General features: G+C 63.8%; 22 protein-coding genes. 10 read left to right on the top strand and 12 right to left on the bottom strand.

Features of this window, described 5'->3' with window-relative positions; genetic code table 11:
* Positions 1 to 3: 3 nt before the first annotated feature.
* Together MAXJ12_RS20435 and MAXJ12_RS20430 are read left to right on the top strand one after the other, a co-directional pair.
* Positions 4 to 744: an NUDIX hydrolase gene (locus tag MAXJ12_RS20435; RefSeq protein ID WP_008837876.1), complete on the top strand. Its 741-nt coding sequence runs from the start codon at positions 4 to 6 to the stop codon at positions 742 to 744.
* Positions 745 to 759: 15 nt separating this feature from the next.
* Positions 760 to 1,941, top strand: coding sequence for an MFS transporter (locus tag MAXJ12_RS20430; protein WP_008837875.1), 1,182 nt, complete (start codon positions 760 to 762; stop codon positions 1,939 to 1,941).
* 85 nt (positions 1,942 to 2,026) lie between these two features.
* On the opposite strand, the gene MAXJ12_RS35365 is transcribed toward MAXJ12_RS20430, so the two are convergent.
* Positions 2,027 to 2,638 (bottom strand): class I SAM-dependent methyltransferase, encoded by a 612-nt coding sequence (locus MAXJ12_RS35365; RefSeq protein ID WP_139043963.1) that lies wholly within the window; start codon positions 2,636 to 2,638, stop codon positions 2,027 to 2,029.
* A 248-nt stretch (positions 2,639 to 2,886) separates the two neighbouring features.
* On the opposite strand from MAXJ12_RS35365, the gene rpmG reads away from it, so the two are divergent.
* The gene (gene rpmG / locus MAXJ12_RS20420; protein ID WP_006201775.1) at positions 2,887 to 3,054 is read left to right on the top strand and encodes a 50S ribosomal protein L33; all 168 of its coding nucleotides are present in this window, start codon (positions 2,887 to 2,889) and stop codon (positions 3,052 to 3,054) included.
* A 370-nt stretch (positions 3,055 to 3,424) separates the two neighbouring features.
* On the opposite strand, the gene MAXJ12_RS20415 is transcribed toward rpmG, so the two are convergent.
* A complete protein-coding gene (locus tag MAXJ12_RS20415; RefSeq protein ID WP_008837873.1) occupies positions 3,425 to 4,798 on the bottom strand; it encodes a PleD family two-component system response regulator in 1,374 nt (457 codons plus the stop codon).
* Between the two features lie 24 nt (positions 4,799 to 4,822).
* Positions 4,823 to 5,194, bottom strand: a complete 372-nt coding sequence (locus MAXJ12_RS20410; RefSeq protein WP_008837872.1) for a response regulator — start codon at positions 5,192 to 5,194, stop codon at positions 4,823 to 4,825.
* 232 nt (positions 5,195 to 5,426) lie between these two features.
* Between MAXJ12_RS20410 and MAXJ12_RS20405 the strand changes: the two genes are divergently transcribed.
* Complete coding sequence (locus MAXJ12_RS20405) at positions 5,427 to 5,726, top strand: DUF3572 domain-containing protein (protein WP_008837870.1); 300 nt, start codon at positions 5,427 to 5,429, stop codon at positions 5,724 to 5,726.
* Positions 5,727 to 5,739: 13 nt separating this feature from the next.
* Here MAXJ12_RS20405 and MAXJ12_RS20400 read toward each other — a convergent pair whose 3' ends face one another.
* Positions 5,740 to 6,315 carry a GNAT family N-acetyltransferase gene (locus tag MAXJ12_RS20400; protein ID WP_008837869.1) on the bottom strand — a complete coding sequence of 192 codons (576 nt, stop codon included), beginning with the start codon at positions 6,313 to 6,315 and terminating at the stop codon, positions 5,740 to 5,742.
* A gap of 68 nt (positions 6,316 to 6,383) precedes the next feature.
* On the opposite strand from MAXJ12_RS20400, the gene MAXJ12_RS20395 reads away from it, so the two are divergent.
* Complete coding sequence (locus MAXJ12_RS20395; protein ID WP_050898864.1) at positions 6,384 to 7,748, top strand: DNA polymerase IV; 1,365 nt, start codon at positions 6,384 to 6,386, stop codon at positions 7,746 to 7,748.
* Positions 7,749 to 8,136: 388 nt separating this feature from the next.
* Here the strand turns inward: MAXJ12_RS20395 and MAXJ12_RS39675 are convergent, their stop codons facing one another.
* Complete coding sequence (locus MAXJ12_RS39675) at positions 8,137 to 10,032, bottom strand: calcium-binding protein (RefSeq protein ID WP_139043962.1); 1,896 nt, start codon at positions 10,030 to 10,032, stop codon at positions 8,137 to 8,139.
* Between the two features lie 151 nt (positions 10,033 to 10,183).
* Between MAXJ12_RS39675 and MAXJ12_RS20385 the strand changes: the two genes are divergently transcribed.
* Positions 10,184 to 11,278 (top strand): helix-turn-helix transcriptional regulator, encoded by a 1,095-nt coding sequence (locus MAXJ12_RS20385; protein WP_008837866.1) that lies wholly within the window; start codon positions 10,184 to 10,186, stop codon positions 11,276 to 11,278.
* Between the two features lie 31 nt (positions 11,279 to 11,309).
* Here the strand turns inward: MAXJ12_RS20385 and dnaE are convergent, their stop codons facing one another.
* From dnaE to MAXJ12_RS20350, 7 genes are all read right to left on the bottom strand, one after another.
* Positions 11,310 to 14,843 carry a DNA polymerase III subunit alpha gene (gene dnaE / locus MAXJ12_RS20380; protein ID WP_008837865.1) on the bottom strand — a complete coding sequence of 1,178 codons (3,534 nt, stop codon included), beginning with the start codon at positions 14,841 to 14,843 and terminating at the stop codon, positions 11,310 to 11,312.
* 136 nt (positions 14,844 to 14,979) lie between these two features.
* Positions 14,980 to 15,417, bottom strand: coding sequence for a hypothetical protein (locus MAXJ12_RS20375; RefSeq protein ID WP_008837864.1), 438 nt, complete (start codon positions 15,415 to 15,417; stop codon positions 14,980 to 14,982).
* Complete coding sequence (locus tag MAXJ12_RS20370) at positions 15,414 to 15,677, bottom strand: type II toxin-antitoxin system Phd/YefM family antitoxin (RefSeq protein ID WP_008837863.1); 264 nt, start codon at positions 15,675 to 15,677, stop codon at positions 15,414 to 15,416. Before MAXJ12_RS20370 ends, MAXJ12_RS20375 begins: the two co-directional genes overlap by 4 nt.
* 103 nt (positions 15,678 to 15,780) lie before the next feature.
* Positions 15,781 to 16,449: an HAD hydrolase-like protein gene (locus MAXJ12_RS20365; RefSeq protein WP_008837862.1), complete on the bottom strand. Its 669-nt coding sequence runs from the start codon at positions 16,447 to 16,449 to the stop codon at positions 15,781 to 15,783.
* A gap of 1 nt (position 16,450) precedes the next feature.
* A complete protein-coding gene (locus tag MAXJ12_RS20360; RefSeq protein WP_008837861.1) occupies positions 16,451 to 18,463 on the bottom strand; it encodes an acetyl-CoA carboxylase biotin carboxylase subunit in 2,013 nt (670 codons plus the stop codon).
* 121 nt (positions 18,464 to 18,584) lie between these two features.
* Positions 18,585 to 19,337, bottom strand: coding sequence for an SDR family NAD(P)-dependent oxidoreductase (locus MAXJ12_RS20355; protein WP_008837860.1), 753 nt, complete (start codon positions 19,335 to 19,337; stop codon positions 18,585 to 18,587).
* A 119-nt stretch (positions 19,338 to 19,456) separates the two neighbouring features.
* Positions 19,457 to 19,891, bottom strand: coding sequence for an ion channel (locus tag MAXJ12_RS20350; RefSeq protein WP_008837859.1), 435 nt, complete (start codon positions 19,889 to 19,891; stop codon positions 19,457 to 19,459).
* A 128-nt stretch (positions 19,892 to 20,019) separates the two neighbouring features.
* On the opposite strand from MAXJ12_RS20350, the gene MAXJ12_RS20345 reads away from it, so the two are divergent.
* The 4 genes from MAXJ12_RS20345 to MAXJ12_RS20330 all read left to right on the top strand — a co-directional run.
* Positions 20,020 to 21,147 carry an S-(hydroxymethyl)glutathione dehydrogenase/class III alcohol dehydrogenase gene (locus MAXJ12_RS20345; protein WP_008837858.1) on the top strand — a complete coding sequence of 376 codons (1,128 nt, stop codon included), beginning with the start codon at positions 20,020 to 20,022 and terminating at the stop codon, positions 21,145 to 21,147.
* A gap of 24 nt (positions 21,148 to 21,171) precedes the next feature.
* Entirely contained in the window at positions 21,172 to 21,954 is a 783-nt protein-coding gene (locus tag MAXJ12_RS20340; RefSeq protein WP_008837857.1) for a hypothetical protein, read from the top strand.
* Positions 21,955 to 21,998: 44 nt separating this feature from the next.
* On the top strand, positions 21,999 to 23,021 hold the full coding sequence (locus tag MAXJ12_RS20335; RefSeq protein WP_008837856.1) for a methionine synthase: 1,023 nt from the start codon (positions 21,999 to 22,001) through the stop codon (positions 23,019 to 23,021).
* Positions 23,022 to 23,026: 5 nt separating this feature from the next.
* A partial coding sequence (locus MAXJ12_RS20330) for a DUF188 domain-containing protein (RefSeq protein WP_008837855.1) occupies positions 23,027 to 23,310 on the top strand: 284 nt, incomplete at its 3' end.

Raw genomic sequence — 23,310 nt, 5'->3', positions numbered from 1 at the left:
TGCATGGACGGCATGACCAGAAAGCAGGTCGACAAGGCCGAATCGCGCGATTTCGCGCTCGGCCCCGGACCGTTGCGGCCGCGCGATGCGGCGACCCTCATCCTGCTCGACCAAGAGGGCGGCGAAATCCGGGTACTGATGGGCCGCCGCCATTCGCGCCACGCCTTCATGCCCGGAAAATTCGTCTTTCCAGGCGGCCGCACCGACCCGGCCGACAGCCGCGTGCCCGTTGCCGAAAACCTTCATCCAGACGAGGAAGCCAAGCTGACCGGAGCGCCGGGACGCACAAGCCCTGCCCGCGCCCGCGCCATCGCCATGTCGGCGATACGCGAAACCTACGAGGAGGCCGGCCTGCTGATCGGCCGCAAGGGACCGTTCGCGACGGCAAAACCCGACTGGCAGGGCTTTGCCGATCAAGGCGTGCAGCCCTCGCTCGAGGTCCTGCGCTTTGTAGCCCGCGCGATCACTCCGCCCGGGCGGGTGCGCCGCTTCGACACGCGCTTCCTGGCGGCATGGCGAAGCGACGTGGCGGTCGAACTCGCGGATGGCGGGCCGACCAACGAACTCGAAGAGCTTGTCTGGCTGCCGCTCGGCGAAGCCAAGGAGGCCGACGTTCCGACGATTACGAGGACGGTGCTGGACGAACTCGAAAAGCGGCTGACAGAGGACCCGTTGCTGAGGCCGGGCGGCGCGGTGCCGTTCTACCGCATGATCCGCAACCGCTTCGTCCGCGACGTCCTCTAACTTTCCCGGCCAACAATGTCTGAGATCATTCAACCGCAGGCCGAGGAGGCGCGCATGCGCTGGCTGTCGATCTCGGCGGCCATCGCCTCGATCAGCGTTGTCGGCATCGCCATAGGGCTGGGCATGCCGCTGCTCAGCATCATCCTGGAGACGCGCGGCCACTCGGCCAGCATGATCGGCCTCAATACGGCGGTCGCCGGCCTCGCTTCGATCGCGGCGGCGCCGCTCGCGACCCCGCTCGCGGTGCGCTTCGGCGTCGTCTGGACGATGCTGGCGATGATCGTCGCCGGTGCGCTCGCCTTTGTCGGCTTCTATTTCGCCACTGCCTTCTGGATGTGGTTTCCGTTGCGCGTGGTTCTGCACATCGCGCTGACCGTGCTTTTCATCCTGTCCGAATTCTGGATCAGCACCTCGGCGCCGCCCGAAAAGCGCGGCTTCGTGCTCGGCATTTATGCGACCGTGCTGTCGCTCGGCTTCGCGGCCGGACCCTGGCTGTTCTCGCAGATGGGCAGCAGCGGCTTTCTTCCTTTCGGCGCGGTGTTCGTACTGGTCATGCTGGCCACGATTCCGGTGCTGGCTGCATGGCGCGAAAGCCCGAAGATCATAGCCGGCGGCAACGGTTCGCGCGACTTCTTCCGCTATATCTGGCTGGTGCCGACCGCGACGGCCGCGGTGCTGGTTTTCGGCGCTGTGGAGACCGGCGGGTTCGCGCTGTTTCCGGTCTATGGCAGCCGCATCGGCTATTCGGAGGGCGACGCTGCGCTGCTCCTCACCATGATCGGGCTCGGCAATGTCTTCATGCAGATCCCGCTCGGCATGGTCAGCGACCGCATTCGCGACCGCCGGCATCTGCTGCTGGCCTGCGCGACGGTGGGCCTTGCCGGCATGATCGTGCTGCCGCTCGTCGCGGGCAACTGGCATCTGATGGCGGCGCTGCTGTTCGTATGGGGCGGCGTGGTGGCGGCGCTCTACACGATCGGGCTGGCGCATCTCGGCTCCCGGCTTTCCGGCCATGACCTTGCCAACGCCAATGCCGCCTTCGTGCTTTGCTACGGGCTCGGGATGGTGCTCGGCCCGCAGGCGATCGGCATCGGCATGGATCTCGCCGGACCCGACGGCTTCGGCTGGTCGCTGGCCCTGTTCTTCGCCGCCTACATCGTGCTCGCCGTCAACCGCATCGCCGCGCGCGGGCGGTAGCACGGATCAAACTGTGTTGCCGAACCCGCTCGACGGCCGCCGGGGTAGTGTCTCAGTTTGAATTTTGGCTCACGGCCGACCTCGCCTATTCAGGCTTGCGCACTGTAATGGCAACCCAGGGCCCTTGCTGACCATCATAGCCGCCTCCCAGGTGCTCGGTCACTGAAACGATTTCCCACGGACCGGAGCAGCGATATGCATCGGTGACGTCCTCTCGCGAGAGATAGTTGAAGTAACGACCGTAACGGTCGCGCCCTTCCGTGCCCCCACCCTTGTAACTGGCGAAGTGCAGGCCGCCGGGTTTCAACGCCTTGAAGACAAGCGCGAGGATTTGCGGCAGGGCCTCTCGGGGCACGTGCAGCAGGCTCGCACTCGCCCAAACGGCGTCATAAACCTCAACGGCATCAAGCTCATCAAAGCGCATAACGCGGACGTTTCGGCCAAGGCGTTCCTCGGCCTTTCGGGCGATTTCAGGCGTACCGTCCGTTGGATCGACCTCGAACCCTGCAGCGATCATCGCTTCGGCATCTCGCCCTCCGCCGCAGCCAAGTTCCAAAACGCGCGCTTCCGGCGGGAGTAGATCGAGAAAGGAGGCAAGATGCCTGCTGACCCTTCCGATCCCGCTCGCTACATACACCGGGGCCGATGCGGAGTAGAAATCCAGCGTTGCGCGGTCTCGTGCGGTATCCAATTGCATCTCTCTTGATCGTCTGGGCAGGCCGACATCTAGCAGACAGCCGGCCCTATAGGCTACGGCTGCTCATCACACCCACACAGCCGAAATTCAGACTGAGATGCTACTGCCGCCATCTCACTTGTCTTGAACCCGGCAGCGGACTTGACATTCCGGCAACGTTCTTTATGTGTCGCGCCAAGTTTTCCGCGTCCGGGTGATCGCCCGTGTTCCGCCGGCTCGAACTCCAGACACATTAACGGACGAAAATCATGGCCAAAGCCGCAAACATCAAGATCAAGCTTCTGTCGACCGCCGATACCGGCTTCTTCTACGTGACCAGCAAGAACAGCCGCACCAAGACGGACAAACTGTCCTTCCGCAAGTACGATCCGGTCGCCAAGAAGCACGTCGAATTCAAGGAAACGAAGATCAAGTAATCTTCGCCCTGAACGGGTAATGCAAAGCCGCCTTCGGGCGGCTTTTTTGTTGCCTGCCTTGGCCCACGCGAGTCTGGGTTGCGTCCGTTGGGGAAAAGGGGGCCGGCCGGCGATCTGACAGCGGTACGAGGAGGCCACTAATTGTCAGTGCCGGCCGGCCAACCCCATGGACCCAGGAGATGCGGCGGACCTGAGCATCATGGGGCATCCGCTTGCGCCGCGGCAACGTCCCTCGCACCGGCGCTTCAACAAGACATTTGCGCAAGAGCTTATAAAAATCAATAGTTTCTTAACCAAGCCTGCCGATTCGCTTGGAACAAGGTTAAATTCTCGGTCGGGGGGCTCGTTTTTTTACCCGCGGCGGGCGGCATCAGGCCGCCTTGGCGACCACCCGGTTGCGGCCGCCGGTCTTGGCCTCGTAGAGCGCCAGGTCGGCCCGCTTCATCAACGCTTCGACCGTGTCGGCTCCGCGCTTCAGCGACGAGACGCCGACGCTGACCGTGACGTCCATCGTCTGGCCCGATTTGCCGACCGGAAACGGCGTCTGCGCGATCTCGGCGCGGATGCGCTCGGCCACCTTTTCGGCGACCCCGCCATCGGTGTCGGGCATCACCACGACGAATTCCTCGCCGCCGAAACGGCAGGCAAGGTCGATGCCGCGCACATTCTTGCGCAGCCGCCTGGCGAATTCGCGCAGCACGTCGTCGCCGCCATCATGGCCGTGGGTGTCGTTGATCAGCTTGAAGCGGTCGAGGTCGGTGATCATCACCGACAGCGGCCGCCGGCGCGCCACCGCGCGGTCGAACAGCGTCTGCAGATGGCTGTCGAGGTAACGCCGGTTGTGCAAACCGGTCAACCCGTCGGTTACCGCCATCTCGATGGTCTGAGTGACGCTGGCGCGCAGATGGTCGTTGTAGCGCTTGCGCCGGACCTGGGTGCGCAGCCTGGCGATCAGCTCCTGCTGGTCGATCGGCCGGATCAGATAATCATTGATGCCGAGTTCGAGGCCGCGGATCAGGCGCGCATCCTCGCCCTCCTCCGCCAGCAGTATGATCGGCAGGAAGCGCGTGCGGTCGAGCGAGCGCAACTGCGAGCAGAGCCGCAGCGGATCGAAATCGGCAAACGAGGTCGAGACGATGACGCATTCATAGGGCTCCTCCGCCGCCTGAAAGAAGCCGGCATGCGGATCGGTGGCGACATCGAGATCGGCCGTGTCGCGCAGCATCTTCCTGACGCGGTCGCAGGAGGACTGGCGCTCGTCGATCAGAAGCACCTTCGGCCGCGTCTCCTCGGCGGCGGGCTTGCGGCTCAACAACTCCTCTATGCCGATGTTGCGCGTGGTCGAGGCGCGCAGGCGCAATTCGTCGGTGAGCATCTTCAGGCGGACCAGGCTTTTCACGCGGGTCATCAGCTGGAGATCGCTGACCGGCTTGGTCAGGAAATCGTCGGCGCCGGCTTCGAGGCCGCGGATACGGTCGGAAACCTGATCGAGCGCGGTGATCATCACCACCGGGATGTGCGAGGTGGCCGGGTCGTTCTTCAGCCGGCGGCAGACCTCGAAACCGTCCATGTCGGGCATCATCACGTCGAGCAGCACGACGTCGACCTTGCCGTTCTCGCAGGTCTCGATCGCGTCCGGCCCGCTGGTCGCGGTCAGCACCTCGAAATATTCGGCCAGAAGCCTCACCTCGAGCAGCTTCACATTGGCCGGAATGTCGTCGACGACGAGGATGCGGGCGGTCATGCTACTCAAGCTCCGGAACGGGCATCAGGCGTCGCCCAGATAGGATTTGATCGTTTCGACGAAGCGCGGCACCGAGATCGGCTTGGAAATGTAGGCCTCGCAACCGCCCTGGCGGATGCGCTCCTCGTCGCCCTTCATGGCGAAAGCGGTGACCGCGATGACCGGAATGGTGTGAAGGTCGTCGTCCTCCTTCAGCCATTTGGTCACTTCGAGGCCGGAGACCTCGGGCAGCTGGATGTCCATCAGGATCAGGTCCGGCCTGTGCTGGCGGGCGAGATCGAGCGCTTCCAAACCGTTGCGCGTGCGCACCGTGTCGTAGCCGCTGGCCTCTATCAGGTCACGAAAGAGCTTCATGTTCAGCTCGTTATCCTCGACGATCATCACTTTCTTGGTCATAGAATTCCCGTCCCGATCGCTGCTTTCGCATCCGCGACCACCATGCACCCGCCAAGGTGCATCAAACCCCGCCGCAAGGCTAACCCAAGATGATTGACGAAACGGAAACCTGGGCGCCGAAACGCATCAGGGCTTCTCGTCGATGATCGCAGGGCGGCCGGCGGCCTTGCCGGGCGGGGCGGTTGCGGATACTTCGAAGTTGAGTTTCCATTCTAACCTCACGAAAGCCGATATGGCCAACAATGTCTCCACACGCGAGAACGCCGAACGGATCGCCATAGAGGCGCTGGGCTTCGTGGCCGCCGACCCGGAGCTCCTGCCGCGCTTCCTGGCGATCACCGGCATCGAGGCGCAGGCGATCCGCCATGCGGCGCGCGAGCCTGGATTCCTGGCCGGCGTGCTGCAGTTCATATTGGCGCATGAGCCGACCCTGCTTCGCTTCGCGGCCGAATCGGGCGTGGCGCCTGCAGATGTTGCGAAAGCCATCCGCTATTTGCCGCTCGGCGACGACCGCCACGACATCTCGACCTGAGCCTACCCCAGGATCACAGAACGAGGCGCATCAGCGGCCGGCCGGCCTTGCGCTCGGCGAGCCGCTCGAAGCCGGCCTTTTCGAAAACGCGCGTCGAGCCGACGAACAGGCCGAGCGAACGCGAATCCTTCGACTGGTCCATCGGGCAGGCTTCGAGGAAGCGCGCGCTGCTTTTCCTGGCAAAATCGACGCCGGCCGCGACCAGATGGTGAGTGTGGCCCCTGCCGCGCGCGCTGTTGCGGATGAAGAAGCAGGAGATCGCCCAGACGGCGGGATCGGCGGCATCGGCCGGATCAACCGGTGCGGAGCCCCTGCCCTTGTTGTTCCACTGCGGCACGTCGGCGCGCGGGCCGATCTGCATCCAGCCGGAGGCAATTCCGTCCTCGAGAGCCAGAAGGCCGGGCGGCGGTCCTGATTCGATACGGGCGCGGATGAAATCCTTGTTGCGGACATTGCTGCTGTCGCGCCGGGCGGCCGGCGGCAGCCGGAAATAGGTGCACCAGCAGCCGTAGCAGGCGCCCTGCTTGCCGAACAGATCCTCGAAGGCCGGCCACAGATCGGGGGTAAGCGGGCGAATGTCGGGGACCATGAAGCACCTCCGCGGCCGCCGCCTTGCCGGCGGGCGTCAGCTATCCTACCATTTGCGATGTTCCGCATATGTTCGCAGCGATGACCCTCCCTGTCAACGATCCAATGCATGGTTTTTGCCGCGACTGCCTCGCCCCGCAGCCGCGCGCAACGACGCGCTGCGCAAGCTGCGGCAGCCCGCGGCTTGCCCGGCATCCGGAGCTCTATTCGCTGGAGATCGCGCATATCGACTGCGACGCCTTCTACGCGGCGGTGGAAAAGCGCGACAACCCGGCGCTGAAGGATCGGCCGGTGATCATCGGCGGGGGCAAGCGCGGCGTCGTCTCGACCTGCTGCTACATCGCCCGCATCCACGGCGTGCGCTCGGCGATGCCGATGTTCAAGGCGCTGGAAGCCTGCCCCGAGGCGGTGGTGGTGAAGCCCGACATGGAGAAATATGTCCGCGTCGGGCGCGAGGTGCGCGAAATGATGCTGGCGCTCACCCCGCTGGTCGAGCCGATCTCGATCGACGAGGCGTTTCTGGACCTTGCCGGCACAGCGCGGCTGCATGGCAGGCCGCCGGCGCTGGTGCTGGCAGGCTTCGCGGCCGCCGTCGAGGGGGAGATCGGCATCACCGTCTCGGCCGGGCTGTCCTACTGCAAGTTCCTGGCCAAAGTGGCGTCGGATTTCCGCAAGCCGCGCGGTTTTTCGGTCATCGGCGAGGCGGAGGCCGTGGGTTTCCTGGCGGAGCAGCCGGTGACGCTGATCTGGGGCGTCGGCAAGGCGTTCGCGGCGACGCTGGAGCGCGACGGCATCCGCCTGATCGGGCAGTTGCAGCGGCTGGAGCGCGGCGAGCTGATGCGGCGCTACGGCGCGATGGGCGACCGGCTTTTTCACCTGTCGCGCGGCATGGACGAGCGCCGCGTGCATCCCGAGCAAGACGCCAAGAGCGTTTCGGCCGAGACGACCTTCGACACCGACCTCGCCTCGCCCACCGACCTCGTGCCGATCCTCAGGGCGCTGTCCGAAAAAGTCTCGGCGCGGCTGAAGAAGGCGGGGATCGCCGGGCGCACGGTGGTGCTGAAGCTGAAGACGCAGGATTTCAAGCTGCGCACGCGCAACCGCCAGCTCGGCGATCCGACCCGGCTTGCCGACCGGATTTTCCAGACCGGACTGCAATTGCTGGAGAAGGAGACCGACGGGACAAAATACCGGCTGCTCGGCATCGGCGTTTCCGACCTTTCCGGCTCGGAAAAGGCCGACCCGCCGGATCTGGTCGACGTCCAGTCCCGAAAACGCGCCATGGCCGAGGGCGCGATCGACGCGCTGTGCGAGAAATTCGGCGGGCGGGCGGTGGAGACGGGATACACTTTTGGGCGCGGCCATCGCGGCCGTCCCACGGGTCCGGAGGAGGACGACGAGCCCGAAGTGCGGCATCCTTGGGGACGGATTTGATTCTTTTTCTGCCTTCTCCCCCTGTGGGAGAAGGTGGCCGGCCCTGAGCTTGTCGAAGGGGCGGTCGGATGAGGGGTGCTGGACGGAGCGCTAAGCCTCACGATCGATCGCATGTTGGTTCCAATTTCCCCGCATCGTTTCTTCCAACACCCCTCATCCGTCTTGGCGCTTCGCGCCAATCCACCTTCTCCCACAAGGGGAGAAGGGAGAGGCGCGCACTTCATCATCGCCACGCCCGTTTTCACCGTCTGGCCTTTGTCAAAGAGCGCTCCCGATCCTTCGACCCCTTCGCCTTTCTCTTGTTCAGGAACGATTTCGATCCCAACGCAGCTCCGTGTGCAGACACTCAACAGACCTCAGGCTGGCGGGCGCCTTCTCCAGCTCGGCTTCACAAGATGAAATCCGCGCCTGTCATCCAGTTGGTCCCGCTCACGGCGATCTGGAAGTCCGCCAGCTTGTCGCCGTTGATGTCGCCGTCGACGAGACAGACGTTGCCATAGGCCGAATAGCGGAGCTGACCAGCCGCGCCGGAGAAGCCCGAGGTCCCTATGAATGAGAAAGCCTGGTTGCCGGCCGCAGAGAGGTTGGCATCGAGCGACGAAAGACTGATGAGGTCCTCCCCATGGGCAAATCCGCTGATGGTATCGCGCAGGCCAGGGCCGACAGGGCTATCGGAGATGGCCTGGAAGATGAACTTGTCGAGCCCGGCGCCGCCAGAAAGGCTGTCGGCTCCCGCACCGCCGATCAGCGTGTCATTGCCGTCGCCGCCACTGAGTGTATCGTTCCCGGCACGACCGACCATGTAGTCGTTCCCACCCGCGCCACTCAGAACATTGGCAAGTGAGTTTCCGACAAGGGTGTTGTTCAGGGCGTTCCCGGAACCTTGCGCAGCAGAGCCAAGCATCTCCAGGCGCTCGATATTGTCGGACAGAACCCAATTGATGTACGTGCGAACCGTGTCGGTCCCCTGGTTCTCGCCCTCGATGGTCACGTCTCCCGCTGCCGCGACGATGAAGACGTCGTTTCCGCCGCCGCCATCCATCACATCGTCGCCGGCGCCGCCATTGACGAAATCGTTCCCGCCACCGCCAACAACGACGTCGTTGCCCAGCCCGCCGTTAAGGATGTCGTTCCCATCCTCACCACGCAGTCTATTGTCATTGCCGTCGCCCGTCAGCGTGTCGTTGAAAATCGTACCGCGGACGCGCTCTACGTTGATCAGCGTATCAACACGCCCAAATCCGTCGATTGCCGCACCCTGCGAAAGGTCGACGGTAACGCCGCTCTCGCCGCCGATGCGAATGTCGCGATCGTAGCGGACCTCGTCGATGCCGCCGCCGCCGTCGATGATATCGTTGCCGCCGAGCCCGAAGAACGCTTCATCGGTGTCGGAGCCGATGAATCGATCTCCATACATCGAGCCTCGGAAGGCTTCGATGCTCTCGAAGGTCTCGGCATTGCCCCAGGAATCGATGAGTGTCTGATTGACCGCATCGACGAAGACACCGAGGTAGGCCGCGGGATCCATATGGGCGTCATGGAAAGTGATCTGATCGTTGCCTTCACCGCCAATGTAGCTGTCGGTTCCGGCGCCGCCGTTGAGGAAGTCGTGTCCATCGCCACCGATCAGGGTGTCGTCACCGGCGCCGCCGAACAGATCATCGTCGCCGTTGGACCCGTTGAGCGTGTCGTGGCCGGCCAGCAGCCAAAAACCGAACTGGCCATCGCTGAAGAAGTCCAACGCATCGTAGGCGTCCACAAAGGATCGATCGAGCCCGGTGACCTCCTGATAGACAGTCGCCCCATCGCTCAGCAGAAGCTGAAATCCGGTGAGCGTGCCACCTGTTGGCCGCGTGCCCGCATATGTCAGGTCCGTGCCTACGAACTTGGCCACCAGACCATTCGCCAACTGGATCGTCTGCGCATCCATTTCGGAAGAAATCACCGCGGAACCGCTGAAATCCAGCAAGGCCGGGAGCGGCGGATTGACGTCCGCGGGGATCGGAGGATCGAAATCCTCCGGATACAGACCATCGGGGAAAAATACTGAAAGAGTTGCCATCGAGCCCACCCACCATGTGCATTGCAAGGAACGGGGCGGAAGGTTTGCCGAATCCATTGGCTGTGCCGCCCCACCGCAAACTAGTGGCCGGGGTTCTGACCGGGCTTCCCCCATATGGGGTAAAAGCCGAGCATTTCTTCTTGGAAAAGCCGGCCTCCTTTCGCCGAGCCAGTCTGTGAAGTGCATGGAGCAAGAGCAATCCATTCCTGGTTTGGTCTTCACCCGTCCATTCCTGGCAGTCCGGCTGATTGGACGATCACCTCGATCTTCGAACTCGGTCTGAAGCCCCTGGCGGTTGCCTGCGCGGATCGTCCCCGTTACGTTGAGCAGGGGCAGGTGGGGTGTGCAGAGAGATTCTGAGAGAATTTTAAAGGTGTTGCACCGCCTTTATGAGGCGGCGCTGGAGCCGGAACTCTGGTCAAGCACGGTGAATGCGGTCGCCGATATGATCGAGGCCGAGAGCACCCACTTGATGGTGCTTGACACCACCACTGGAGCCGAACCGCTAGGGTTATTGGAGCGGCAGGACCCTGCGGCACACCGGGAGTATCTGGACCACTACTTCGCCGACGATGTTCGGGTCCCGAGGCTTACCGCGGCGACACCCGGACGCATCATTCGAGATCAAGACGTGTGGACGGAAGAAGAGCGGTTGGCCAGCCCGCTCTTCCACGAATACCAGCGGGCTCACAAACTCTATGAGATAACAGGAGCCAAGCTTGGGCTGGAGGGGCACCTCACCTGGCTCGGCTTCTCGCGAAATACGAAAACGCCGTTCCAACGCGACGATATCGACTTCATCCGATTGCTGCTGCCTCATTTCCGCCAAGCAGTCCGGATCGCCGTCGAACTTGGCGGACACAGGTCGCGGACGAACCTGCTGGGGAATCTCTGGTCGGCGAGCGGGCGCGCCGTTCTCATCCTCACGCCTGACGGCCGGATTGCATTTGCAAACGGCGAGGCAGAGGCAATGGCACTCCGCCGCATTATCCGCCTCGTATCGAATCGGTTGTCGTTTCGCGATTCGGCGTTGAACGACCTGCTCGGCAGGCACCTCGCTGCCCTGCGTGGCGGACTTGCCCCGCCCGCCGCCGTCGCGGCCGGCTTGACGGTGTCGCCCGATGGAGAACAAACGGGCGTGCGTTTCCTTCCTTTGAACGAAGGGCACGATATGGCCGGCGGCTACGCCTGCCTGCTTGTGATCCTGACGCCTTTATCGCTGCAGCAGGGGCCGACAAATATTGAGATTTCCCACTTCGCGAGCCTGTTCGGGTTGAGCCCGAGCGAGGAGTTCGTGCTCGCCGCCGTATCCGCGGGCCGCGATCTTTCCCTCCATGCCAGGCAACGGGGGATCAAGGTCGATACGGCACGCCAGCAGTTGAAGGCAGTGCTGGCTAAAACAAACTGCCGGACGCAGAAGGATCTTGTCCGTCTGGTCGAGCGGTTTTGCTTCCTGCAACTCCGGTAGTGGCTGGGGATTGGGCCAGAAGCCCGCCCCCTCACACCAACTCCACCTCCACCACCCCCGGCACGGCGCGCATTGCCGACGCGATCTGGGGGGAGATGCGGTAGCGGTCGGGCAGGCCTATCTCGATCTCGCCCTGCCCTTCCGGCTTTATCACCACGACGCTGACCTGGCCGTCGCCCTTGACCGTGAGCTGCGATTGCAGCGCCGGCACCGGGCGGTCGTCGCGGACGAAGATGCGCAGCGCTTTCTGCACGCGGCTCGCCTCGTCCTCCAGCGAATGCACGGTCTGGATGCGGAGGTTTATGCCTTCCGGGCGGTCCTCGGCGGCGACGGTGATGACCACCGAGCGGCCGGCCTCCAGCAGGTCGCGATATTGCGCCAGCCCTTCCGAAAACAGCACCGCCTCATATTGCCCGGTGGTGTCGGACAGCGCCACCACGCCCATCTTGTTGCCGGTGCGGGTCTTGCGCTCCTGCCTGGAGGTGACGGTGCCGGCGAGCCGGCCGGCGGAGGCGCCGCGCTTCACGGCCAGCGAGAAATCGGCGTAGTTCTGCACCCGCATCCGCTCAAGTACCGCCTTGTATTCGTCGAGCGGATGGGCCGAGAGGTAGAAGCCGACGACCTGGAACTCGCGGTGCAGGCGGTCGGCCGGAAGCCATGCGTCGGCCGCGGGCAGAATGAGCGTCTGCGACTGGCCGGCGAGCGAGACGCCAAAGATGTCGGCCTGGCCGGAAGCGGCGTTCTCCTGGGCGCGGGCGGCGAGCCCCATCATGCGCTCGACGCCCGCCATCATGGCGGCGCGCTCATGGCCGAAGCAATCCAGCGCGCCGGCGGTGATCAGGCTTTCGAAGACGCGCTTGCCGACGATCTTCGGGTCGATGCGCTCGCAAAAATCCGCAAGGCTGGCGAAGGGCTTTTCGCGGCGCTTTTCGACGATGTGCTCGACCGCCGCCTCGCCGACGCCCTTCAAGGCCGCCAGCGCATAAAAGATGCGATTTTCCTCGACCTCGAAGTCGCCGAACGAGGTCATGACCGAGGGCGGCACGACGTCTATGCCCATGCGCATGGCGTCCTGGCGGAAATCGGCCAGCTTGTCGGTGTTCGACATGTCGAGCGTCATCGAGGCGGCCAGGAACTCGACCGGATAATGCGCCTTCATGTAGGCGGTCTGGTAGGAGACCACCGCGTAAGCCGCGGCGTGCGACTTGTTGAAGCCGTAGTCGGCGAATTTCGCGAGCAGGTCGAAGATGAAGTCGGCCTGCGGCTTGGCGAGGCCCTTTTCCATCGCGCCCGAGACAAACCGCGCGCGCTGCTGGTCCATCTCGGAGCGGATCTTCTTGCCCATGGCGCGGCGCAGCAGGTCGGCTTCGCCGAGCGAATAGCCGGCAAGCTCCTGCGCGATCTGCATGACCTGTTCCTGGTAGACGATGACGCCTTGAGTCTCGCGGACCAGATGGTCGATCATCGGGTGGATGGAGGCGATCTCCTCCTCGCCGTGTTTTCGGGCGTTGTAGGTCGGGATGTTCTCCATCGGGCCGGGTCGGTAGAGGGCCACCAGCGCGATGATGTCCTCGATGCGGTCGGGCTTCATGCCGATCAGCGCCTTGCGCATGCCGGCCGATTCCACCTGGAAGATGCCGACGGTCTCGCCGCGCGACAGCATGGCGTAAGTCTTCTCGTCGTCGAGCGGGAGTTTTGCCAGGTCGATCTCGACGCCGCGGCGGCGCAGCATTTTCACCGTGGTTTCGAGCACGGTGAGCGTCTTCAGGCCGAGGAAGTCGAACTTCACCAGGCCGGCGTCCTCGACCAGCTTCATGTTGAACTGGGTGACCGGCATGTCGGAGCGCGGATCGCGGTACATCGGCACCAGTTCCGACAGCGGGCGGTCGCCGATGACGATGCCGGCGGCATGGGTCGAGGCGTGGCGGTAGAGGCCTTCCAGCTTCTGCGCCATGTCGAGCAGGGTCTGGACGATCGGCTCCTTCTCCGCCTCCTCGGCGAAGCGCGGCTCGTTAGCCACCGCTTCGGCGAGTTTTACGGGATTGGCCGGGTTCTGCGGCACCATCTTGCAGAGGCGGTCGACCTGACCGTACGGCATTTGCAGCACGCGGCCTACGTCGCGCAGCACGGCGCGCGCCTGCAGCGTGCCGAAAGTGATGATCTGGCCGACCTGGTCGCGGCCGTACTTGCCCTGGACGTAGCGGATCACCTCCTCGCGGCGATCCTGGCAGAAGTCGATGTCGAAGTCGGGCATCGAGACGCGGTCGGGGTTGAGGAAGCGCTCGAACAGCAAGGAGAAGCGCAGCGGGTCGATGTCGGTGATGGTGAGCGCATAGGCTACGAGCGAGCCGGCGCCGGAGCCGCGGCCCGGGCCGACGGGAATGCCTTGCGCCTTCGCCCATTTGATGAAGTCGGCGACGATGAGGAAGTAGCCGGGGAATTTCATCCGCTCGATGATGCCGAGCTCGAATTCCAGCCGCTCGCGGTACTGGTCCTCGGTGTAGCCCGGCGTCAGCCCGGCGGTCTCGAAGCGCATCTGCAGGCCTTCGCGAGCCTGGCGGCGCAGCTCGTCGGCCTCGGCCTTGAGCGCGGCGGTCGGGTCGGCCTCGTCGCCGCCGGTGAAGCGCGGCAGGATCGGCGCGCGCTTCCTCGGATAGTAGGAGCAGCGCATGGCGATCTCGACCGTGTTGTCGATCGCTTCCGGCAGATCGGCAAAAAGCTCCGCCATCTCCTTCTGGCTCTTCAGAAAATTGTCGGACGAGAGCCGCCGCCGCTCGTCCGAGGCGATAACGGAGCCATCAGCGATGGCGATCAGAGCGTCATGCGCTTCATAGTCCTCGCGGGCGGGAAAGAACGCCTCGTTGGTGGCGACCAGCGGAAGAGCCAGACGGTAAGCGAGATCGACGGTAGCGGCCTCGAGCGCGCGGTCGTAGCCGGAGACGCGCTCGAGCTCGACATAGAGCCGGTCGGCAAACAGCGAGATCAGCGATTGCAGCCGGCTTTCGGCGAGATCCGCATGGCCGGCCTTGAGCGCCGAGCCGATCGGCCCGCGCGGCCCACCGGTGAGGCAGATCAGCCCGTCCGACATGTCGGCCAGCCATTCGGTGGTGATCTGGACGGGCTCGCCGGGCGGCGTGTCGAGATAGGCGCGGCTGACCAGGCGCACCAGATTGCCGTAGCCGGCCTCGGTGGCGGCGATGAGGACGACGGGATAGAGGTCGGGACCCTGGCGGCGGTGGCCGTTGCCGCGTGAGGCTTCATTGGCCTCGCCGGCGAAAAGCAAGTCAACCTGGCAGCCGATGATGGGCTGGATGCCTTCCTTGACCGTCTTCTGGGCGAATTCGAGCGCGCCGAACAGATTGTTGGTATCGGTGATGGCGATGGCCGGCGCGCTGTCCTTGACGGCATGGCCGACGATCTTGCCGATCGGCAGCGCGCCTTCGAGCAGCGAATAGGCGGAATGGACGCGCAGATGGATGAACGCGCGGCTGGCTGGAGCCGGCGCTGCGGTCCTGGCCATCGCCTCCCGCATCAGCGGATCGCGTGGAAGTCTCTCATCCGCCATGGTTTTTTGCCGCTCGAAGGACTCAGGGAAAGGTGAGATGTATTGTCCGGGAATGCGCCGCGCCAGTCCAGCCTGAATGGACGCCGGCCACAGGGTTTTAGGTGGGCCTGCAGCGCAACCCGAACATGTCTTGGCTCTATTCGGTGCGGCTAACCCGTTTGGCCAACTGTTTGCGCGCAAGTGTCAAGAAACGTTGCCGCGTGTGTTCAAATAGGCTTGGTGGCAGATAGCCAAGCGCTACTGTCTCCTGCCCTTTTCCCGGCAGTGGGCGAAGGTCTGGGCCAGGCCACAGGAAATCATTCCATTCACTCAACATGATCCAGGAACGTTGATCATCGAGGCGGAGCCTTCGTTTCGTCTCCAGCGGCAATTCGATAGAAAATTCCATGTCTCTGGGCGGCGAATGGGTGATCGGCAACGCCAGCACGCGTTTTCGCTCGTCAACGCCGGCGGTGACAACAACGATCGCGCACGGGCGGTCTTTCAAGCCTTCTTCGCGGCCAGAGGCGGCTTCGGAAAGCCAGAGATAGGAATAGCGAATAACGAGACCGGGTTTCGGGTCCGGCCAGCTCAAGGTCGCCAGCCTTTCAATTCCTCGTCGAGTTCCTCATGTCCGGCTTCCATCCTGGAATCTTCGATGAGTTTCAGGTCTTCATCGGTGATGTCTTCGATCGACACCACCCTCCGATCGCGCCGCTTCAGCCGCTCATATTCGTCCGCCGAGATCAGCACCAGTCGCGGTCGGCCGTTGCGGGTGATCGTTACCGGCTCGGACAGGGCCGCATCGGTGACGCTACCGTATTTCTTGATGAATTCCGCGGATGTGACGCGCATTTCCGAACCTCCGAAACATTCGAATGTTTTGAATTATAAAGAAAACAGGAAACGCTGCAAAGTGGACACCGCTACGCGCCGTTACCAGCCTCCATCGCCTCGCTCACAACAGCGCGGCGATCGATCCGCGCAATTCGGCCGGGCTGGCGATGATGCGGGCGGCGCCGGCGGTCTCGAGTTCCTGCCTGTCGCCGTAGCCCCAGAGCACGCCGATGGCCAGGACGCCGTTGGCGTTGGCGCCGGCCACATCGTGCGAACGGTCGCCGATCATCACGGTGCGGCGGGCGTCGAGAGCTTCGACGGCGAGTATGTGGGAGATGAGTTCGGCCTTGACGGAGTTTTGGCCGTCCAGTTCGGAGCCGTGGACGACTTTGAAATAGCGGCGAAGGTCGAAATGGTCGATGATTTCGCCGGCATAGGTTTTCAGCTTCGAGGTCGCGACCGCCAGGAAGAAGCCGTCGGCAACGAGTTCGGCCAGCACATTCGGGATGCCTTCGATCAGCGTGTTCTCGAACTTGCCGATTGCCGAATAGCGTTCGCGGTAGAGCCGGACGGCTTCGCCGATCACGGCGGCGTCCTCGGTTTCGAGCAGCACCGCGAAGGAGGACTGGATCGGCGGACCGATGCACCAGCGCAGGTCATCCGCCGGCGGCGCGGTGCGGCCGAGCTTTTCCAGCGCATAGCCGAGCGACCTTGTGATGCCGACGAACGGGTCCGTCAGAGTTCCGTCGAGGTCGAAAAGAACGGCCTGGCGGCCCGGAGATGCGTCCATCCTACGAGAACTCCATGATCACGGCGTCGACGGCCAGGCTGTCGCCGGGCCTTGCATTGATCTTCGCGACGGTCAGGTCGCGTTCGGCGCGCAGCACGTTTTCCATCTTCATCGCCTCGACCACCGCCAGCATTTCGCCGGCCTTCACCTCCTGCGCCTCGGCGACGAGGATCGAGACCACCAGCCCCGGCATCGGGCAAAGCAGCAGTTTCGAGGTGTCGGGCGCGATCTTTGCCGGCATCAGGCGGTCGAGCTCGGCGGTGCGCGGGCGCATCACACGAGCCGTCCCCGCCATGCCTTTCCAGGCGATGCGGACGCCGTTCTCAACAGGGCGGATTTGCGCGGCGACTTGGCGCCCGCCGACGGTTCCGCGCCAGACCGACTCTCCCGGCCGCCAGTCTGACGCGACCGTTAGCGGAGCGCCCTCCTCCACCGAGATGTCCATTTCGAGCGGGATCGACACCATGCCTTCGCCGAGCGCAACGTTCAGATATTCATTGCCGAGGCGGACCACCCAGTCGGGTTTCAGCGCGCCGGAATGCGGCGCGAGCCTGCCCGACAGCCGGTCGAGCCGATCGCGCCGCAGAAGTTCGACGGCTGTGGCCACCGCCGCCAGCACCGCCTTTTCATCGTCATCCGGAACGATCGGCGCGAAGCCGTCCGGATATTCCTCGGCGATAAAGGCCGTCGAGATACGGCCCTCGCGCCAGCGCGGATGCCGCATCAGGGCGGCGAGGAACGGGATGTTGTGCTCGATGCCGTCGACCACGAAATTATCGAGAGCCTCCGACATCGCGTCGATGGCCCGCAGCCGGTCGGGCGCCCAGGTGCAGAGTTTTGCGATCATCGGATCGTAGTGCATCGAAATCTCGGAGCCTTCGGTGACGCCGGTGTCGTTGCGGATGACGATGTCGCCGGATCTGCCTTCCTCCGGCGGGCGGTAGCGCGTCAGGCGTCCGATCGACGGCAGGAAGTTGCGGTACGGGTCTTCGGCATAGAGCCGGCTTTCGACCGCCCAGCCGGTCAATTTCACGTCGCTTTGCCTGATCGCCAGCTTCTCGCCTGCCGCGATCCGGATCATCTGCTCGACCAGATCAATGCCGGTGATGAGTTCCGTCACCGGGTGCTCGACCTGCAAACGCGTATTCATTTCAAGGAAATAGAAGTTTTTCTCCGCGTCGACAATGAACTCGACCGTGCCGGCGCTCTGATAGTCCACCGCCTTGGCAAGCGCGACCGCCTGCTCGCCCATGGCGCGCCGTGTCTTCTCGTCGAGAAAGGGCGACGGCGCTTCCTCCACGACCTTCTGGTTGCGGCGCTGGATCGAGCATTCGCGTTCGCCGAAATAGATGCAGTTGCCGTGCGCGTCGCCAAGAACCTGGATCTCGATGTGGCGCGGATCGACAATGAACTTTTCGATGAAGACGCGGTCGTCGCCGAACGAACTCTTGGCCTCGTTTTTCGACGACTGGAAGCCGTCGCGCACCTCGCGCTTCGACCAGGCGATGCGCATGCCCTTGCCGCCGCCGCCGGCCGAGGCCTTGATCATGACGGGATAGCCGATCTCGCCGGCAATCTTTTCGGCATGGGCGGCGTCTTCGATTACGCCGAGAAAGCCCGGCACGGTTGAGACTTTGGCGGCGTTGGCGAATTTCTTCGATTCGATCTTGTCGCCCATGGCGCGGATCGCCTTGGGCTTGGGGCCTATGAAGACGATCCCCTCCGCTTCCAGCGTCTCGCAGAAGGAGGCGCGCTCGGACAGGAAACCGTAGCCGGGGTGCACGGCTTCGGCGCCCGTGGCCTTGCAGGCTTCGATGATCTTCTCCGGCACGAGATAGCTTTGCGACGCAGCCGCCGGCCCGATATGCACCGCCTCGTTGGCCATCTCGACATGGATCGCATCGCGATCGGCGTCGGAATAGACGGCGACCGTGGCTATGCCCATTTTCTTCGCAGTCTTGATGACGCGGCAGGCGATCTCGCCGCGATTGGCGATCAGGATTTTCTTGAACATCAGCTGCGTTTTCCCCGGACTTCGTCACCTTCATATGGAGAAGATGACGGCGGCTCAAGGGCGAGGAGCGCCGACACTCATACGCAGGCACACAGCCCGAAGAAATATGAAGTCCCTTCAATTACCGTGCCGTGTAGCCACCATCCATAGGATAGAAAGCGCCGGTAACAAATGAACTGTCGTCCGACAGCAGAAACGCTACGAGGCTTGCCACTTCGTCCGTCCGCGCCATCCGCCCCATGGGATGCGCCGCGGCGATTTCCTTCAGCGCATCTTCGGGGGTCTCGCGCATCCTGGGTGTGTCGACATAGCCTGGTCCCAACGCGTTGATGCGCACTCCCTTATCGGCGAATTCGAGGGCCACCGATCGGGTCAGGCCAATGATGCCGTGCTTGGCCGCCGTGTAGGGCGCGAGCCCGGCGACGCCTACCACGCCGTTCGCCGATGACATGTTGACGATCGCTCCGCCGCCGCTTCGAATAATCGCCGGAATCTCGTATTTGAGCCCGAAGAATACCCCGCCCAGATCCGTTGCAATGATATCGTTCCAGTCTTCGATCGCGTAATCCGGCACGGCTATGCCGTGCGGGCCGGTAATGCCGGCATTGTTGACGGCGAAATGCAGCGCGCCAAAGCGCTCTACCGTCCGATCGACGAGGTTCTTCATTGCAAGGTGATCGCGAACATCGGCGACGATGGCGGTCGCGCGCTGACCGGAAGGGTCGAGGCGATCCGCCACCGCACGGCCACCCTTTTCATCGCGCCCTGCCACGACGACAGCCGCGCCCTGATCGAACAGCCGAACCGCTATCGCCTCCCCGAGGCCGGTTGCCGCGCCGGTGATAATCGCCACTTTACCGGAAAGGTCATACACGGTTTCTCTCCATCGAGCACGACGGCCGCTTGGCCGGGAGATTAATGGCGAGACGATGCGTTCGGTTCAAACGCTGCTGACAGAAGCCGCCAAGGATCAGCCGCCGCCGCTCATCCAACTCAGAAATGCATGTCGCGCTCGAACGGGCCGAAGCGGATGCCGGAGGTGACCAGATAGGCTGCCGACCAGCCGATGATCAGGAAGCCGGTGACGCCTTCCAGTGAGGCGAGCAAACGCCAGCTTTCCGCCGGGGCGACATCGCCGAAGCCAATGGTCGCGAAAGCCGACGTCGAGAAATAGAAAGCAGTGTCGAAATCGGCGAAGGCGGCTACGCCGACAAGGCATGCCGCCCACAGCGCCATTTCCACGCAGAGGAGGATCATGAGACCGGACGCCAGTACCAGCAGCGCCGCCACCTTGGCCCATGAACGACTTTCCAGGACGGGACGTGCAACGAGGAAATTCATCAGGCGGGTGAGCGCGACCAGCCCCATCGCGTGGATGAGGAAGGTCAGGAGGTTGAGAATCGCTGCAAACAGGAGATTTGCCGCCATGGCAGATGCTTAGCGTGGGAACCGCGTCCCGGCTATGCCGAAAGGCCGGTGCTCCACACGTCATGAGTGCTTGATCGGGCGGTGAAAAGCTGAAAGTTTGCGCCCGAATTCGAATTCGGAGACTGACAATGAAAACACGCGCCGCCGTAGCTGTTGGGGCAGGAAAACCGCTGGAGATCATGGAAGTCGACCTGGAGGGGCCGCGCGAGGGCGAGGTTCTGGTCGAGATCAAGGCGACCGGCATCTGCCATACCGACGAGTTCACACTGTCGGGAGCGGACCCGGAAGGCATTTTCCCAGCCATTCTCGGCCATGAGGGCGCCGGCGTGGTGGTCGATGTCGGCCGCGGCGTGTCGAGCCTGAAAAAGGGCGACCACGTCATCCCGCTCTATACGCCGGAATGCCGGCAGTGCCCTTCATGCCTGTCACGCAAGACCAATTTGTGCACGGCGATCCGCGCCACCCAGGGCCAGGGCCTGATGCCGGACGGCACCAGCCGGTTTTCGGTCGGCGGCGAAAAGATCTTTCACTATATGGGCTGCTCGACCTTCTCCAATTTCACGGTCCTGCCCGAGATCGCACTGGCCAAGGTCAATCCAGACGCGCCCTTCGACAAGATCTGCTATATCGGCTGCGGCGTGACCACCGGCATCGGCGCGGTGATCAACACGGCCAAGGTCGAGATCGGCGCGACGGCGGTGGTCTTCGGGCTGGGCGGCATAGGACTGAACGTCCTGCAGGGCCTGAAGCTCGCCGGGGCCGACATGATCATCGGCGTCGACATCAACAATGACCGCAAGGCATGGGGCGAGCGCTTCGGCATGACGCATTTCGTCAATCCGAAGGAGATCGACGGCGACATCGTGCCCTATCTCGTCAACATGACCAAGCGCGGCGCCGACCAGATCGGCGGTGCGGACTACACATTCGACTGCACCGGGAATGTGAAGGTGATGCGCCAGGCGCTGGAGGCGAGCCATCGCGGATGGGGCAAGTCCATCATCATCGGGGTCGCCGGAGCGGGCCAGGAAATCGCGACGCGACCGTTCCAGCTCGTCACCGGGCGGACGTGGATGGGTACCGCCTTCGGCGGCGCGCGCGGCCGCACCGACGTGCCGAAGATCGTCGACTGGTATATGGAGGGCAAGATCCAGATCGACCCGATGATCACCCACACGATGCCGCTCGAGGACATCAACAAGGGTTTCGACCTGATGCACAAGGGCGAAAGCATCAGGAGTGTGGTAATCTACTGAGGCGGCGGGACCTGGGAAGGATTCATGATGCGGATTTCCAGACTAGCTCTACCGGCCGCGCTGGCGTCGGCGCTCCTGCTCACCGCTTGCGGCGAGGAGCAGGCGGCCGACACTGCCCAGCAGACCGAGGAAGGCGCGCCCGAACAGCCTGATCAAGCACCTGGCACGGCCGAGGAAGTCGGACGCGAACTGCGCGAGGCCGGCGAGGCGCTGCGCGAAGGGGCGCAGGATCTGGCCGACCAGGGCCGGGAGGCGTTGAAGGACGCCGGCCCGGCGCTGGATCGCGCCGGCGAGATCGCCAAGGAGATCGGCCGGAGCGTCGAGGAGATCATCAAGCAGGCGCGGAAGGACTTCGACACCGCGGTAGCCGAGTTGGAGAAGCGCATCGACGAAGCGGCCGGTACGCCGTCCGCCCCGACCGGCGACCCGGACGCCGAACTGGCGCCGGCCGACCAGCTCAAATCCGACACCCGCGCGGCCGCACGGGCGCGTCCGGCCGGCATCGGCGCTGACTATGTCGGTGTGTGGGCGGCGGATGCTACGTCCTGCGCGCGGATCGATGTCGAGCCGGTCCAGCTTTTCGCCGTGATCACGCCGACAACGATCCGCCGCTACGAAAGCGTCTGCAATTTCGCCGCCCAGGATCTGACGGACGGCGAAGCCACCGTGACCGCCTCCTGCATTGCAGAGGGCAATACCGAGGAGCGGAAGATCCGGTTCGCCATGCCGGACGAAAACGCCCTAAGCATTTCCACGCCTGGCGCCGACGGCGAGGCCCAGTTCGTCCGTTGCCACCTGCCGCAATAACCAGCTTCGCCATGCCGGACGGAGCGCATCGAGGGGAGAGATCAATGCTGTTTCCACCGACGATCGCAGGCAGCCTTCCAAAGCCGGGATGGCTGGCCGAGACCGAAAAGCTCTGGCCGAAATGGAAGCTGGAGGGCGAAGAGCTCGACAGCGCCAAGCGCGACGCGGCGCTGATCTGGATCAAGGAGCAGGAGGACGCCGGCATCGAGACGGTGTCGGACGGCGAGCAGTTCCGCACGCACTTCGTGCACGGCTTCCTGGAGACGGTGGAAGGCATAGACTGGACGCTGATGACCAAGATGGGCATCCGCAACAACCGCTACGAGGCGGAGGTGCCGACCGTGACCGGCAGGCTGCGGCGCAGCGGCCCGGTGCATGGCGACCAGGCAGCATTCTGCCGCGGGCACACGCAAAAGCGTCTGAAATTCACCCTGCCCGGCCCGATGACCATCTGCGACACGCTTGCCGACGCGCATTACGGCCGGCGAGCCGACATGGCGATGGCTTTTGCGGAAATCCTGAACGAGGAGGCGCTGGAGCTCGAGGCTGCCGGCGTCGACGTGATCCAGTTCGACGAGCCCGCCTTCAACGTATTCATGGACGAGGTGAACGAGTGGGGCATCGCGGCGCTGGAACGCGCCGCGCGTGGACTGCGCTGCGCGACGGCCGTGCATATCTGCTACGGCTACGGCATCGAGGCCAATTTGAAGTGGAAGGAGACGCTGGGTTCGGAATGGCGGCAGTATGAGGCGATATTTCCCGCCATCAACGCCTCCTCGATCCGCCAGGTCTCTCTGGAATGCGCCAACTCGCGCGTGCCGATCTCGCTGATCGGCCTTCTGCCGGATAAGGAACTGCTGGTCGGCGTTATCGATGTGGCGTCCAACCTGGTCGAGACGCCTGAGCAGGTGGCGGCGACCATCGCCGAGGCGCTGGGATATGCCGACGCAGAGCGCATCCAGCCCTGCACCAATTGCGGGATGGCGCCGCTGTCGCGGGCCGTCGCGACTGGAAAGCTGCGTGCGCTCGGCGCGGGCGCGGCGCTGGCCAGGAACCTGCAGCTCTAGTGCCGATGGAGCAGCCAGTCATCTATGTCGATGCCGACGCCTGTCCGGTGAAGGCGGAGGTAGAGAAAGTCGCCGAGCGGCTCGGACTGGTCGTCACCTTCGTGTCGAATGGCGGCCTGAGGCCGTCGCGCGACCCGATGATCAGGCATGTCGTGGTGCCGAAGACCGCCGCAGACGCTGCCGACGACTGGATCGTCGAGAATGCTAAAGCCAACGACATCGTCATTACGGCGGACATTCCGCTGGCGGCCAGGGCGGTGGCGCTCGGCGCGCATGCGCTCGGGCCTAC

This window comes from Mesorhizobium alhagi CCNWXJ12-2 (genome assembly GCF_000236565.1).
Classification (GTDB): Bacteria; Pseudomonadota; Alphaproteobacteria; order Rhizobiales; family Rhizobiaceae; genus Allomesorhizobium; species Allomesorhizobium alhagi.
The sequence above is the reverse complement of the archived record's forward strand: the minus strand, read 5'-3'. Positions and strand labels throughout refer to the sequence as shown.